A 15,791-nucleotide genomic window follows, 5' to 3' on the forward strand; every position below is an offset into this window, starting at 1 on the left:
TTATGAATTCCTTGAAATAATATTTTAACCTTAATAAGTTATAACTTATTAAAATTAAAATGTTGTTTAAAAACTTAAATATAAATTTTATAAATTAATTAAAGGAAAGGAGAGTTAATTTTGCAAAAGGATATAATTATTGAAAAGTATATTGAACAGCTTTCTTCTAGTACTCCTGTACCAGGAGGGGGAAGTGCAGCTGCTTTGGTGTCTAGTTTATGCAGTGCGTTAACAGCTATGGTTTTTAATTTAACGGTAGGTAAAAAAGGATATGATGAATTAAATTCTTTTGAAAAAGATAGTCTAGATAAGGCCTTAGAGAATTCAAAAATATTTAACGAAAAGTTGTTACAATTTATGGACAAAGATTCTGAGGCATTTCTAGATTTTATGAAAACTTTTAAGTTACCAAAAGGAAATGAAGAAGAATTAAAGTTTAGAGAAGAGGAAATACAAAAAGGATATAAAAAAGCACTGAGTGTACCATTAAGTTTAGCAGAGGAATGTGTAAAATTCTATGAGTCTGTATTAATAGCTTGCAAATATGGCAATAAAAATGTAATATCAGATGCCGGAGTTGCTGCAATACTATTACATGCTGCTATAGAGAGTTCTATATTAAATGTTAAGATTAATTTATTAGGACTAAAAGATGAAGAAAATAAATTAATAGTTCAAAATAGATGCAACGAATTATTAAATACTGCTTTAGATTATAAGCTTCGTTTAATGGAAATCGTAAATTTAGCTATTAGCTAAACTATAGTTATACAAATAAGCTAGTTATTGTTCATAAAATGATACAATAATTTTGGAGAGAAGAAATGTATCAATACTTTACAGAAAAAATTAATGAATTACATAATATAATAATTTCACCAATTGATAATATATACAAAACAATGGCTATTGAAAATTATAAGAAGCTATTAGATTTAAAGGAAGAAAAATTTTCCGAACTATACATAAGATTACTGGGGAAAAATAAAGAAAAAGGTATTGTATATACACCTAAAGAAATAGCTTATTATATAGTAAATAATGTTATAGAATTACAAGATATACTAAATAATCCGTATTTAAAGATATTAGACCCTGCCTGTGGATGTGGAGAAATTTTAATTTCTTGCTACTTTATATTAAAAGAAATATTTGAAGAAAATCTAGAGGAAATTAATAAAATAAATTCTTTAAATTTAAAACATCATGAAATCTCTAACCACATAATTAGGTATAATATATTTGGATCAGATATTGATGAATTAGCTTTGAAAATACTTAGCATATATATATTTGAAATTAGTGGTGAATTAAGCGTTAATTTAAATAACTTAGACTTTCTTATAGATAATGTAGAGGAAAAGTTTAATATTATATTAGGAAATCCACCCTATATAGGTCATAAATCTATAAATAAAGAGTATAGTAGATTGCTTAAAGAAAACTATAAAAATATATTTAAAGATAAAGGGGATATATCTTACTGCTTTTTTCAAGCTGCTTTAAATAACTTGAACAAAAATGGGAAGTTAGCTTTTATAACCTCTAGATATTTTATAGAATCTCCTAGTGGAGAAGAATTAAGAAAAATATTAAAGGAAATTTGTTCCCTTTATAAAATTGTAGATTTTTATGGTATTAGACCTTTTAAAAATGTAGGGATAGATCCAGTTATAATTTTTTTGAGAAATAAAGATGAATTAAATAGAGACATAGAAATTATAAAACCTATACAAAAGCTAGAAAAGAATAAAGAAAAGTTTTATAAATCTTTATTTCAGAATCAGGGAAGTTACTATAAAAAGTTTTATATAAATAAGAATGTTTTAAACAATAAGGGATGGATTTTAAGAGATGAAAAGGAAAGAAATATAATATCAAAAATAGAGGAAAAAAGTTTTACACACTTGTATAATATATGTGATAGCTATCAAGGTATAATTACAGGATGTGATAAAGCTTTTGTTGTAGATGAAAAAATTATACAAGAAAAAAAACTTGAAAGGGACATTATAAAACCTTGGATAAAAAGCAGCTATATAAGAACACAAGAAGTTAATTTAAAAGATAACTATCTAATATGTTCTGATTTAATTAATAACATAGAAGACTATCCGAATATTAAAAGTTATATAGAAGAATACAAGGATAAGCTATTAAAGAGAAGAGAATGTAAAAATGGAGTCAGACAATGGTATGAACTTCAGTGGGGAAGGAAAAAAGAGATTTTTGAGAATGAAAAGATTGTTTTTCCTTATAAATCTAATGATAATCGATTTGCTTTAGATAAGGGTGCTTATTTTAGTGCTGATGTCTATTCTCTAGTTTTAAAAGAAAATGTACCTTTTACGTATAATTACTTGGTAGAACTTTTAAATAGTAAAATATATGAATTCTATTTTCAGAGTTTTGCAAAAAAGTTAGGAGAAAATTTATACGAATATTATCCTAATAATTTAATGAAATTATGTATTCCTATTATGGGGACAATAGGTAAAATATCAAATAAAGAATTATATAGTTTTTTTGAGTTCAATCAAGAAGAAGTAAAAATAATAGAAGAATGTACGAAATAAGAGATATTTAATAAATAAATTAAATATCTCTTATTTTATGTATAAAAGTAAATAAAAGTGTTAATAATAAATTAATATACGTTAATTTTATAGAAAAAGAAGGAAATTAATAAATGTTATAGAATTATTAATATGGGATATTTTAACATATGCAGGAGGGGTAGAATGAATCTTAATTTTGAGACAAAAGGAGATAATCTTGTAGTACATATGATGGGAGAATTAGACCATCACAGTGCAGAAGAAGTTAGAAACAAAGTAGATGATAGACTAGAAAGAGACGGTTTTAATAAATTAGTAATGGATTTTTCTGGAGTAACTTTTATGGACAGCTCAGGTATCGGGGTTGTGATAGGAAGGTATAGAAAGCTATCGTTGAAAAAAGGAAAGGTTTATATTTGTAAAGTTACTGGAAGTGTAAAAAGAGTATTTGAGTTATCAGGAATGTTTAAAATAATTCCATTATACGATAGTGTCGAACAAGCATTAGATAATATGTAGTGGGGGGAAAAGAGATGAGTCACAATAGAATGAAAATAGAATTTTTAAGTAAGTCGGAAAATGAGAGTTTTGCGAGGGTAGCAGTTGCAGCTTTTGTTTCACAACTAGATCCTACTATAGAGGAAATTACTGATATTAAAACAGCTGTATCTGAAGCTGTAACAAATTCTATTATTCATGGATACGGCAATAAAGATGGAGTAGTAACTATAGAATCTGAAATAAATGATGGCGAGATATCAATTATAGTTGAAGATGAGGGAGTAGGAATATCTGATCTTGAACTTGCTATGCAACCTTTATATACTTCAAGACCAGATTTAGAAAGATCAGGAATGGGCTTTACTGTTATGGAAACATTTATGGATAATCTAAAAGTCGAATCCATTGGAGGAAAAGGCACAAAGATTATTATGAAAAAGACATTTAAATCCTTAAGTAGATAAGCTTTAATAGAAAGGAGGAAAACCTTATAATTGGTTTGAAATTCTATGAATGAAGACATGCATGTTAAAAGTTCATTTAAATATGAAGATAATTTAGAATTAATCGATAAAGCTAAATCCGGAGATAAATCTGCTTTGGATAAGCTTGTAGAAAGAAATTTACCATTAGTATCTTCTATAAGTAAAAAGTTTCTCAATAGAGGTTATGAGTATGATGATATTTTTCAAATAGGTTGTATGGGATTAGTAAAGGCCATAAACAACTTTAATTCCTCTTATAATGTTCAATTTTCTACTTATGCAGTTCCTATGATAATAGGAGAAATAAAAAGATTTTTGAGAGATGATGGATTAATAAAAGTAAGTAGAAGCTTAAAATATGCGGCAAGAAAATTACATTATGATAAGGAAAAATTAACACAAAAATTAAATAGAGAACCAACTATTGAAGAATTAGCAGAGTTTTCAGGAATGACTACAGAAGAAATTTTATTTTCAACAGAAGCTATTAATGAGCCTAAATATCTTTATGATACAATACATCAAGATGATGGTGCACCAATTTTTCTTATAGATAGAATCAAGAAAAATAATGACGAAGATAAAGAAATATTAGATAAAATAGCATTAAAAGAAGCATTAAGTAAATTAGATGCAAGATCTAGACAAATAATAATACTGAGATATTTTAAAGATATAACTCAAGTAAAAGTTGCAAAAATGCTTGGTATAAGTCAAGTGCAAGTTTCAAGAATAGAAAAAAAAGTTTTAAAAACTATGAAAGAAAAACTTAGCGGATAGGATATGTTTTATGTATCCTATCTTTTTGTTTAAAAATTTAATAATTGCTTAAAATATATAATATATAAATCAAAACTAAAATTTAAATAAAGGCTGTGTATACAATGAGTATAAAAGAGGACGAAATTAAAAGAAAGTTTAGAATTTTAGTAAGTCAAGAAATTCCAAAGTCAAATCTTTTAAAGGATTGTATAAGAGCATTTATTGTAGGCGGATTAATTTGTGATTTAGGTCAACTTTTTAATAACTTCTATGGGAAACTTGGATTTTCATTAGAGGATGCAATAGTTTTTTCAACTATAACTCTAATTTTTCTTGGATCGTTGCTAACAGGAATAGGTATATATGATAAGTTAGGAGATTTCGCAGGAGCAGGGTCTGTGGTGCCAATAACTGGCTTCGCGAATTCTATTGTAGCACCTGCTATGGAATTTAAAAAAGAAGGATATATATTTGGGGTTACTGCAAAGATGTTTATAATTGCAGGGCCAGTACTAGTATATGGAATAGGCTCATCCATAATAGTTGGGATTATATATTATTTCATGACTTTATAATAAAAGAATTTTACAACGTAAAATTCTTTTATTACTTATTGAAAGTATAAAAAAGAGGTGTCATATGACAAAAAGATTAGGAAAACAAACTATAAGATTAGATAGTAAGCCAAAAATTATAATGACTACTAGTATTGTTGGACCTAAAGAGGGAGAGGGACCTCTAAAAGATTACTTTGATATAATATTAACTGATGATTTAAATGGACAAGAGAGCTTTGAAAAGGCAGAAACTACTATGTTGTATAAAGCTATTCAGGAAACTATAAAAAAAAGAAATTTAAAAGAACAAGATATAAATTATCTTATAGCAGGAGATTTATTAAATCAAACAGCTGCATCTAACTTTGCTGCTAGAGATATAGATATACCTTTTTTAGGTTTATATGGAGCTTGTTCTACTATGTCAGAGTCCTTAAGTGTAGCAGCTATTCTAATAGATGGTGAATTTGCAGACTATGCAATAGCTGCTACATCATCTCACTTTTCTACAGCAGAAAGACAGTTTAGGTTTCCACTTGAAATGAGTAATCAAAGAAACCTAACATCTCAGTGGACTGTTACAGGTTCAGGAGCAATGCTTTTAGCCAAAGAAGGTAATTCTCCATATGTGACATATGTAACTATAGGAAAAATAAAAGATTATGGCCAAACAGATGTTAGTGATATGGGGTCTGCTATGGCTCCAGCAGCAGTAGATACTATAAAACAACACTTAATGGACACTGGAAGAAAACCAGAAGATTATGATTTGATAGCTACTGGGGACTTGGGTATGGTTGGTAAAAAGATCACGATTGAATTATTAAAAGAATATGGGTATGACATATCTAAAAATTATATTGATTGTGGTGATGAGATTTTTGATAAAGAACGTCAAAAGGTAAACTGTGGAGGAAGTGGTTGTGGATGTTCAGCTGTTGTGAGTTGTGGCTACATATATAAAAATATTATTCAAGGAAATTTAAAAAAAGTTTTAATTGTATCTACTGGCGCATTACTGAGTACTACTACATCATTGCAAGGAGAAAGTATTCCAGGTATAGCACATGCAGTATCTATTGAATTTGGAGGAGATTAACTATGGGTGACTATATTATGACTTTTATTATTGGTGGAAGTATATGCTTAGTAGGTCAAATACTAATGAGTAAGACGAAACTAAGTTCGGGAAGAATACTAGTAATTTTTGTTATAGCAGGAGTAATACTTGGAGCATTAAACGTATATGATATTTTAATTAAATATGGAAAAGCAGGGGCGAGTGTTCCACTTCCTGGTTTTGGATATGTACTTGCAAAGTCTGTAATGAAAGAAGTAGATAAGGTTGGATTTTTAGGTGTATTCACGGGAGGAATTAAAGGAATAGCAGCTACAGTAAGTTCAGCAATACTCTTTGGATATTTAATGGCGATATTTTTTAATCCTAAAACAAAAGTATAATAACACAATAAAAGGAAGCATTGGCTTCCTTTTATTGTGTATTATATTTGTTTCTTTTTATTCTTTCGATTTTTATTGAAAGTGTTTAAGGTAGTATTATTAGTGTCCTCAGAATCAGAGTTAGAATCATCTAAACTGTCATCTGTAGGTTCTGAAATATCTTCATCAATATCATTATCTGTGTTATTAGTATTGTCAGTTGGAGTCTGAGGCACAGTTATAGTATCATCAATATGTTTAGGCAGCACATATTGATGATCACCAAGATATACACTTGGAACATAATCTCTCTTTATAAAAACTTTGGATACAGTTAATGAAAAGGGCGTATATAATGAGGCTATTTTACCATTATTTTTATTTATTTTAGCTTCAACGTGAATATTATCAGTTGATGTTGGGACTGTACCTTTAATAAATAATTCAGTATATACTTGGCTACCTCTTGGATCTCTATATGATAATTCAGTAGGTAAAAGCCCAGATACTCTGTCTACTGCGGAACTTGTTATGCCAGAAGGGGGCGCAATGTCTTTAACAGGAAGGTCTTTAACAGCTTCATTCATAATTCTTCCCATTATATATGCTGCATCACTACTGTATATTCCTTGGTTATTTTTATTTTCAATCCAAACAGCTCCGGAATAATATGGAGTAAGTCCACAAAACCAAAGATTTTTAAAATTTGTTGATGAACCTGTTTTTCCTGCAAGAGGAATCCTGCTTTTATAAGTAGTATTTGCCTTATACGCAGTACCAGCTCTAACAGGCTCCTTTAACATATCATACATAATAAAAGCAGCTTGTGGAGATAATATCTTCTTTGTTTCTATTTTACTTTCTAATAAAAGTTTTCCGCTTCTATCTAAAATCTTTGTATAAAGTCTTGGAGTTGTATATAGACCATTATTACCAAATACTCCATAAGCATTTGCCATAGTAAATGTATTTGTACCTGTGCTCATTTGACCTAATGCTAAAGCAGCAATGCTATGCTTATCTGCTGTATCAAAATTTATGCCGAACTTTTCACCGTAACTAAAGCCAGTTTCCAGACCTATGGAGTCTTCTAGTTTTACTGCATAAATATTTACAGAGTCTTTAATTGCATTTCTCATATTAATATAACCGGCATAGGCACCATTAGAATTTTCAGGTTGCCAAGGAGTTCCACCATTAGCATATTTCTTTGACATATCGTAAGGTAGCGGAGAATCCTCTATTACTGTAGCAGCAGTCCCCAGCTTTAAATCAATTGCAGGAGAATACACTGTTAGAGGTTTTATACTAGAACCTGGAGGGACTTTTGCATCCATAGCTCTATTAAAAGAATATGCTGGTTGTTCGCCACGTCCGCCAATGATAACCTTAATTTCACCTGTATGATAATCAGTTAAAACAGCAGAAGCTTGAGGCTGAACTATATTATTTTCACCTAGCTTGGATAAATTTTTTAGCTTAGGATCATCATTAATAAATTTCTGTGCGCTATCTTGTAAAGATTTGTTCATGGTACTATAAATTTTTAAGCCGCCACTAACAAGGAGACTTTCAATTTCATCATCGCTGTAATTATAAGTTGTTTTTAAGTCTTCTTTAACTTTAGTAACTACTTCCCTTGAAAACCATTCATAATTATATTTATCATTACTAGATGTAGCTTTTCCAAGAACAGAAGTTCCCAGAGTTTGTATTTCTTCATTAGAAGTTACTTTGCTTCTCTCAGTGTTCAAATCAGTTATTGCTTTAGTATACTCAGTTTCAGTGATATATCCATTTTCTTTCATTTTAGAGAGAACAGTTTTAGTTCTATTTACATATTTAGATGGATCTTTTCTAGAGGTACGGGAGTATGGATAATAAATTGAAGGACTCTGATTTACGCCTGCTAAAAAAGCACATTGAGTTAAAGTCAAATTCTTTACGCTGACTCCAAAGTATTGTTGAGAAGCAGCTTCTATGCCTATAGCTCTACCACCAAGAAAGATAGTATTTAAGTATGCTTCTAGTATAACTTCCTTGCCTATTTTCTTTTCTAGCTTTGGAGCGAGATACCACTCTTGAATTTTTCTTTTTACTTTTTGTTCGAAGGATTCTCCTTGAAACTCGTAAAGGGTAGTTTTTAGTAATTGTTGAGTAATAGTGGATCCACCCTGGTATACGGATTTACCTTGAAGTTTATTCTTTACATCCATTATAATTACTCCAGCGATTCTCCTAAGGTCTATACCATTATGATTGAAGAAACGTTCATCTTCTATACTTACAAAAGCATCTATAAGATTTTTGGGTACATCCTCATATTTAACTAGAACCCTTTTTTGAGTAGTTATAATACTATCTATATATTCTCCTTTATCGTCATAAATTTTAGATGCTTCATTTGAAGCTAGAACTGCAGCCATATCTAAATCAGGAGCTGTCTTGACAATGGCAAGTACCAGTCCTCCACCGATTACAGCTAAAAATAAACATAGAGATAAAAAAGATAATAGGATTATTTTAAGAGATTTATGATTCTTTTTTTTCTTATTAACTTTTTTTGAAGACTGATTCTCCTGACTACTCTTACTCTCAGTCATATATATTCCTCCTTAAATAGACTACCTTATTAATGTAATAACATTATTATAACATATAATAAAATTATACACTATTTATTACCTTTTGATAACAAATACATTTGTTAATATATAATTATGTTACTTGAATAATACAAAAATATATTATATAAAACTCAGAATTTAAATAAAAATTAAAAATTACTATGCTAATGCATAGTAATTTAAATTAATTGTATTTTTAGTTTTCTTTCCAATTGAAAACATAAGGGATATTTCTGTAATAATCACCGTAATTTAATCCATATCCAACTACAAATACATCTGGTATTTGGAAACAACAGTAATCAGGTGATATTTCTACTTTTCTTCTTTCGGGTTTATCTAAAAGAACACAACTCTTTACACTGTTAGCACCAAGAGATTTCAAATGTTCTACTACAAACTTCATTGTAATACCAGTATCAACTATATCATCTACAATAAGAACATCATAGCCTGTAATATCATCTGGAACATCATGTATTATATTTACCTTACCAGAGGATTCTTCATTATGACCATAACTAGATGTTGTCATAAAACCTATTTTAGTTGGTACAGAAACTTGTCTTACTAAGTCAGCAGTATATATAAAACTTCCTCTAAGTAGTGATAAGACATAAAGTTTTTTACTTTCATAATCCTTTGAAATTTCAATTCCTATTTCTTTAATTCTTATCTTGATTTTTTCTTCGTCTATTAGTATATTTATTTTCTTATTTTCCATTGTAATCCCCCAAACTATAGATATTTACAATATGGTTTTTATAGTATAAAATTATATGAAAGTTGTCAAGTGAAAATTTATAATAAAAAATAAAAAATATGTAAAAGATAATCGAAAAAGCACAGAAAAGAGGGAAGAAATGATATCAGGAAATATAGAAGGTATAAGAAAGACTACTTTAAAACAGTTAGATGAAATTTATAATTACAAGATATATCGAGAAAACTTAGCTAATGAAGAAATCATAAATTTAATCTGTAGAATAACAGAAGATATAAATAAGGAAATTAGTGTTGCAATAGATAGAAAAGGTAATATAGTAAGTGTGGCTATAGGAGATAGTACTACTGTTGAATTACCACCTATAGATATTAAAGAAAAAAAGCTTTCCGGCATTAGAATTATTCATACACATCCAAATGGGAATTCAATGTTATCGGCATTAGATGCTTCGGCTCTTATTAAGCTGAAGTTAGATTGTATGGCAGCCGTAGCAGTGGAAAACGGACAATGTAAGGATATAACTATAGGATTTTGTGGAATCGAAAATAATAAACTAATTGTAGAAATCGCTAAAGAGTTAGGATTAAGTAGAGCATTAAATTTAAATATATTTAAAATAATTAATGAGATAGAAGATAGCTTAAAAGATAACGAGGTATATGAAGATCACAGAGAAAGGGCTATTCTTGTAGGTATAGAAGATGAAGAGAGTTTAGAAGAATTAGAAGAATTAGCACGAGCATGTAATGTTATTACAGTAGATAAAGTACTTCAAAGAAGAAGCAAAATAGATACTGCACTTTTTATTGGAGAGGGAAAAGTAGAAGAAATTTCAATGTTAAGGCAGGCCCAAAATGCTAATATAATTATTTTTGATGATGAATTATCAGCTTCTCAAATTAGAAATCTTGAAAATCTTACTGGAACAAAGGTAATAGACAGAACTACATTAATTCTTGAAATATTTGCAACAAGAGCAAAAAGTAAAGAAGCTAAAATACAGGTTGAATTAGCTCAACTTAAATATAGACTTCCAAGATTATCTGGAATGGGTACTGTATTATCTAGAACAGGTGCAGGAATAGGAACTAGAGGACCAGGAGAAAAGAAACTCGAAGTAGATAAAAGACACATAAGGGACAGAGTTCATGATTTAACAAAAGAACTTGAGAAAGTAAGAAAAAATAGAGAAGTTCAAAGAGATAAAAGAAGTAGAGAGAATATACCTAAGATTTCTTTAGTTGGTTATACCAATGCAGGTAAATCGACCTTAAGAAACATTCTATGCGATATAGCATCACCTAGAGATATAGTTCAAAAGGAAAAAGTATTTGAAGCGGATATGCTATTTGCTACTTTGGATGTAACAACAAGAGCAATAATACTTCCGGATAATAGACTTGTTACGCTTACTGATACAGTTGGATTTGTAAGAAAGTTACCACACGATTTAGTAGAAGCTTTTAAATCAACATTAGAAGAGGTAGTGAATTCTGAACTTCTTCTCCATGTAGTAGATGCATCTTCACAAAAGGCTATGGAGCAAATAGAAGCAGTAAATCAAGTATTAGATGAATTAGGTGCTAAAGATAAACCTATGATATTACTTTTAAATAAAATTGATAAGGCTAATGAAGATGATATAAAGCTTTTAAAAGAGAAATATGATTATATGAAAATCATAGAAATATCAGCAAAAGAAAGCTTAAATTTAGATAAACTATTAGAACTAATCTCAAAGTCTTTACCTAATGCATTAACGCAAGTTGAGTATCTAATACCTTATACCGATACTGCAACAGTAGCATTACTTCATAGGGGTGCAAAAGTATTAGAGGAAGAGTATAAAGAGGATGGAACAAAAATAATAGCATTAGTTGATGAAGAAGTACTTAATAAATGCAAGCAATATGAAATTGTTTTTAATTAAATGGAGTTTTACTAAAAATATAACATGCCCCTTTTAACTATGTTAGAGAAAATAATTATTATAGTTTATTTTTAAAAAGCATTGCTAATAATAATTGTATATAGAAAAAAGGGGTGTTTATCTTGGAAAAAGTTTGTCCGATATGTAATGAGATAAATAATAATGTACAATATAAATGTAGTAGATGTGGGGATATTATGATAGACAAGGGGAGAAAACAGGAATATTATGATGATTATAGTGCTGATGATCCTATTGATGATTTAGGGAACTTTTGCATACATTTATTTAAATGTAGTAAGTGTGACTTTATGGAAGATATTAAAATTATCAAGGTGAATATGTAGTATATGAATCTATTGATATTACTAAAAATGGGGGATATGTAAATGGCAAATATAATTACAAGGTATCAGAAAGCTTTTAACTCATTAATTGAAAGATTAAAAGATACCGATTCCATTTTAGCTGCAATGGTATTTGGAAGTGTTGTTACAGGGGATCTTTGGGAAGAATCAGATATAGACTTATTTGTTATTTCGAAAGATGAAATTAATAATATAGTTAATGTATACACAGAGGAAAAAGGTATGCCTGTTCACGTTAAATTGATGAGTAAGGAAACATTATTGAGTTTACATAAAGATGAGCTTGTAGGAGGATTTATACATAGAATATTTGTATCTTCAAGATTGGTTTTCTCAAAAGATGAGGAAATAACAGCAAAATATGATTTGGGGAGATATTATCCAGATATAGATAGAGAAAAGTGGAATATGGTTTATTTAGGAGATTTGCTAAAGAGTATAGGTGTTTGTAAGAAATATCTAGCTAATAATGGATTATACATGGCATATAGTGCAGCAATTAAATGTGTAGAGGATTTTTCAAAATTGTATATAAATTCTACCGGATATATGATAAGTAAAGATGTAATGACCATGGCAATGAATCTAAATGATGAGTTAGAGGAGTATGTTGATAGTTTATTTTTTTCATCAAAAGAAGAGGTGCCAGATGCTATAGATAGCATTATTAATTTTTGTGAAGATAATATAAATGTAAATTTTAAAGAATATACTAGACTTTTATTAAGATACATGAAAGAAAGAGATTGCTTTCTAAGCTCGGAAGAAATAAAGAAAGATGAGTTTTTTAAAAATTATAAAATAGATTTTGAAAATATTTTAAATAAATTGTGCGAAAAGAATATTGTTAAAAAAGAAAGTAGAGATCATAAAGATTATTCTAATAACATGCTATTTAAGGAGAATGTATATTTTATTTAAATAGATGCTTTGACATGCATATTTCTAATATATTGAAGTGTGTATGTCATATTTTTTAAGAGGACTGATGATATGAATAAATATTTTGTAGATTTTGTAGAAGAGATTCCTAAATACATTCAAATCGCAAGACATATAAAGAAGTTGATATATTCTAAAAATATTATGGAGGGAGAGAAATTACCTTCTATAAGAGAACTTTCAAAGCAGTTAAAAGTTAATACAGTTACTATAGTTAATGCTTATAATAGATTGCAGATGGAAGGATATGCACTTCAAAAGATAGGAAGTGGAACGTATGCCAAATCCAAAGAAGATAATAAAAACTTTCTTAAGGAATATTCCAGTATTTATAAAAAAATAAGTAATGGGGAGTTAAAAGATTATATAGACTTTACAGGAGAAACAACTTGTAGTGAGTTTTTTCCTGTTAATACTTTTAAGGAAGTATTAAATAAGGTTATAGATAGAGATGGGGCAGAAGCATTTGTAAATGAGAACGCTTTTGGATACGATGGATTAAGGCATAATATTAATAAATATTTTTGGAATCATACTGTAGATGATGATAATATAGTAATTGTTTCAGGAGCACAACAAGGAATAGATATAGTGGCAAAGGCTATAATTAATGTAAATGACAATATAATTGTAGAGAGGCCTACTTATAGTGGTGCATTAAGTGTTTTTAAGAGTAGACGTGCAAATATATTTGAAGTAGATATTTTAAAAGATGGTATAGACATAGATACTTTAAAGAAAATATTAAAGAAAAATAAAATAAAATGTTTTTATTTAATGAGTTATTTTCAAAATCCTACAGGAAACACATATAGTTTAAATAAAAAAAGAGAACTACTAAATCTAGCAGAAGAACACGATTTTTATATTATAGAAGATGATTATTTATCAGAACTGATTTATGACAAAAATATAAGTTATAATAGTTTTAAAACTTTAGATAAAAATGATAGAGTCATATATATAAAAAGTTTTTCAAAAATTTTTCTGCCGGGAATAAGAATGGGATACTTAATATCTCCTAAAAGATTTAGTGAAGGCATTCAAAATTCTAAAATTAATACAGATAGAACTACATCTAGTTTAATGCAAAGGGCTTTAGATTTATATATTAATGATGGGTATTGGAAAGAGCATATTAAAAACTTAAATAAAGTCTATAAAGAGAGATATTTATTTATGGAAACATCTATTAGAGAAAATTTAAAAGATAAAGTTTTGTGTAATAACCCAGGAGGTGGGCTAAACTTTTATTTTCAAATTAATGAAAATATAGATGTTAATTGTATAGAGCTTTTTAATAAGTGTAAAAAGCAAAATGTAATTATTACACCAGGAGTGCTTTTTTATAAAAACAGTATAGATGGCGAAAAGTATTTTAGGCTTGGGTTTTCTGAAACTAATAACGAAGAAATAGAAAGAGGATTACAGGTTATAAGTAACTTGCTTTAAAGGGTGGGTATTATTATGAAAAAAGGACTAGTGGAATTCGATTGGAATCAGGTTGATAATTATTCTGAAGAAGACATTACATATTTTTTATTTGTAGAAGGAAAAAGTATTGAAAGTATAGCACGAATTCGCAATATCCATAGAAGTATAGTTCAAAATCATATAATAGAAGGAAAAATTAAGTATAGATTTTTAGCTAAAAGTAAAAATTCTGAAGAGCTTTTTAAAGTTATTTCTATAGCAGGAAAAAGAGATAAAATAGAATTTTTAAATTCTTTAAATGCAGATAATAAAATTAAACTTATAGACTATATTAGAAAAAATTATACAGATATGTATTCGAAAGATAAAGAGATAGCTATATGGATGTTAGGAGAACTAAAAGATGTAAGCAGCTTAGATATTTTACTAAAAGCTTCAGTACATAAATTTGTTAATATAAGAAGAATGGCTGTATCAGCTATGGGAAAGATTGAAAATCCTAAATCAGAGATGGCTTTATTAAGAGCATTGGAGGACGTAAATGCTCAAGTGGTTATGTATGCTATAAAGGCTTTGCAAATATTGAAAAGCTCTAAAGCTAAGGATAAAATTTTAAATATAAAAAATACTACAGAAAAACAATACTTAAAGGATGCTGCAGAAAAGTATTTAGAGGAATATAAGACAAATTTCTAATTGTGTGATGTAAGGAGGGAATGAATTGAGCTATCTTACAATTAAAAATGAGGGACAAGACCGATTTGAAGAGAAGAAGTCTCTTTTTATAGGCTATGCAAAACGTGTTTACTCCGAAGAGGATGCTAAAGATTTTATTGATGAGATAAGGAGTAAACATAAAGATGCTACTCATAATGTATATGCATATGTAATTGGTGAGAATATGGGTATTCAAAGATATAATGATGATGGAGAGCCTCAAGGAACTGGAGGAATACCAATTCTTGAAGTAATAAAAAAGAATGGAGTTACTGATATTGCAGTAGTAGTAACTAGATATTTTGGGGGTATACTATTAGGGGCAGGTGGACTGGTAAGAGCATACTCAAAAGGAGCAGCTATTGCAGTAGCTAGCGGTGAAATCGTAGAAAAGGTAGAGGGTGTAACTTTAACTATAAAAATAGACTATGATTTCTTAGGGAAAGTTCAGTACGTATGTTCCCAAAATTTTTGGCATATAGAAGAAGCTAACTATACAGATAAAGTAGAATTAATCATTTTTGTAGAAATTAGTAAAAGTGAAGAAATAAAAAATAAAATTACAGAGGTTACTTCCGGGAAAGCGGAGTATAAATTAGGGGATAAAGATCATTATTTCAAACTTGAAAAGAGGTTATTTGAAGATACTACTATAAATAAAAATTGAAATAAAAATATTTTATATGATATAATATTAAACGATTTCTAATGATAATACATATTATTATATTTTACCAGTTAGG

16 protein-coding genes are annotated in these 15,791 nt (G+C 28.6%); 14 read left to right on the top strand and 2 right to left on the bottom strand.

All coding sequences use genetic code 11. The features are described from left to right. The first annotated feature begins 120 nt into the window (after window positions 1-120). The 8 genes from ACX0KU_RS11715 (at window position 121) to spoVAE (ending at window position 6,324) form a co-directional block, all read left to right on the top strand. Complete coding sequence (locus tag ACX0KU_RS11715) at window positions 121-759, top strand: cyclodeaminase/cyclohydrolase family protein (protein ID WP_472990105.1); 639 nt, start codon at window positions 121-123, stop codon at window positions 757-759. Between the two features lie 65 nt (window positions 760-824). Continuing rightward, window positions 825-2,576: an Eco57I restriction-modification methylase domain-containing protein gene (locus ACX0KU_RS11720; protein WP_472990106.1), complete on the top strand. Its 1,752-nt coding sequence runs from the start codon at window positions 825-827 to the stop codon at window positions 2,574-2,576. Window positions 2,577-2,741: 165 nt separating this feature from the next. Beyond that, entirely contained in the window at window positions 2,742-3,077 is a 336-nt protein-coding gene (gene spoIIAA, locus ACX0KU_RS11725) for an anti-sigma F factor antagonist (RefSeq protein ID WP_472990107.1), read from the top strand. A gap of 14 nt (window positions 3,078-3,091) precedes the next feature. Beyond that, window positions 3,092-3,523, top strand: coding sequence for an anti-sigma F factor (spoIIAB, locus tag ACX0KU_RS11730; RefSeq protein WP_472990108.1), 432 nt, complete (start codon window positions 3,092-3,094; stop codon window positions 3,521-3,523). Between the two features lie 45 nt (window positions 3,524-3,568). Then, window positions 3,569-4,324 (top strand): RNA polymerase sporulation sigma factor SigF, encoded by a 756-nt coding sequence (gene sigF / locus ACX0KU_RS11735; RefSeq protein WP_472990109.1) that lies wholly within the window; start codon window positions 3,569-3,571, stop codon window positions 4,322-4,324. Between the two features lie 104 nt (window positions 4,325-4,428). Continuing rightward, on the top strand, window positions 4,429-4,881 hold the full coding sequence (spoVAC, locus tag ACX0KU_RS11740) for a stage V sporulation protein AC (RefSeq protein ID WP_472990111.1): 453 nt from the start codon (window positions 4,429-4,431) through the stop codon (window positions 4,879-4,881). 64 nt (window positions 4,882-4,945) lie between these two features. Then, on the top strand, window positions 4,946-5,962 hold the full coding sequence (spoVAD, locus tag ACX0KU_RS11745; RefSeq protein WP_472990112.1) for a stage V sporulation protein AD: 1,017 nt from the start codon (window positions 4,946-4,948) through the stop codon (window positions 5,960-5,962). 2 nt (window positions 5,963-5,964) lie between these two features. Beyond that, on the top strand, window positions 5,965-6,324 hold the full coding sequence (spoVAE, locus tag ACX0KU_RS11750) for a stage V sporulation protein AE (RefSeq protein WP_472990113.1): 360 nt from the start codon (window positions 5,965-5,967) through the stop codon (window positions 6,322-6,324). Window positions 6,325-6,365: 41 nt separating this feature from the next. On the opposite strand, the gene ACX0KU_RS11755 is transcribed toward spoVAE, so the two are convergent. After that, a complete protein-coding gene (locus tag ACX0KU_RS11755; protein WP_472990114.1) occupies window positions 6,366-8,906 on the bottom strand; it encodes a transglycosylase domain-containing protein in 2,541 nt (846 codons plus the stop codon). Window positions 8,907-9,126: 220 nt separating this feature from the next. Then, complete coding sequence (gene hpt / locus ACX0KU_RS11760) at window positions 9,127-9,654, bottom strand: hypoxanthine phosphoribosyltransferase (protein ID WP_472990115.1); 528 nt, start codon at window positions 9,652-9,654, stop codon at window positions 9,127-9,129. Window positions 9,655-9,793: 139 nt separating this feature from the next. On the opposite strand from hpt, the gene hflX reads away from it, so the two are divergent. The 6 genes from hflX (at window position 9,794) to ACX0KU_RS11790 (ending at window position 15,715) form a co-directional block, all read left to right on the top strand. Further along, window positions 9,794-11,587: a GTPase HflX gene (gene hflX, locus ACX0KU_RS11765; RefSeq protein ID WP_472990116.1), complete on the top strand. Its 1,794-nt coding sequence runs from the start codon at window positions 9,794-9,796 to the stop codon at window positions 11,585-11,587. 122 nt (window positions 11,588-11,709) lie between these two features. Next, window positions 11,710-11,934, top strand: a complete 225-nt coding sequence (locus ACX0KU_RS11770; protein ID WP_472990117.1) for a hypothetical protein — start codon at window positions 11,710-11,712, stop codon at window positions 11,932-11,934. A gap of 42 nt (window positions 11,935-11,976) precedes the next feature. Beyond that, complete coding sequence (locus tag ACX0KU_RS11775) at window positions 11,977-12,876, top strand: nucleotidyltransferase domain-containing protein (protein WP_472990118.1); 900 nt, start codon at window positions 11,977-11,979, stop codon at window positions 12,874-12,876. 72 nt (window positions 12,877-12,948) lie between these two features. Further along, window positions 12,949-14,349: a MocR-like pyridoxine biosynthesis transcription factor PdxR gene (gene pdxR, locus ACX0KU_RS11780; RefSeq protein WP_472990120.1), complete on the top strand. Its 1,401-nt coding sequence runs from the start codon at window positions 12,949-12,951 to the stop codon at window positions 14,347-14,349. 15 nt (window positions 14,350-14,364) lie between these two features. Further along, window positions 14,365-15,027 carry a HEAT repeat domain-containing protein gene (locus ACX0KU_RS11785; protein ID WP_472990121.1) on the top strand — a complete coding sequence of 221 codons (663 nt, stop codon included), beginning with the start codon at window positions 14,365-14,367 and terminating at the stop codon, window positions 15,025-15,027. 25 nt (window positions 15,028-15,052) lie between these two features. After that, entirely contained in the window at window positions 15,053-15,715 is a 663-nt protein-coding gene (locus ACX0KU_RS11790; RefSeq protein ID WP_472990122.1) for a YigZ family protein, read from the top strand. Window positions 15,716-15,791 lie beyond the last annotated feature (76 nt).

Source organism: Clostridium sp. X, from assembly GCF_055755365.1.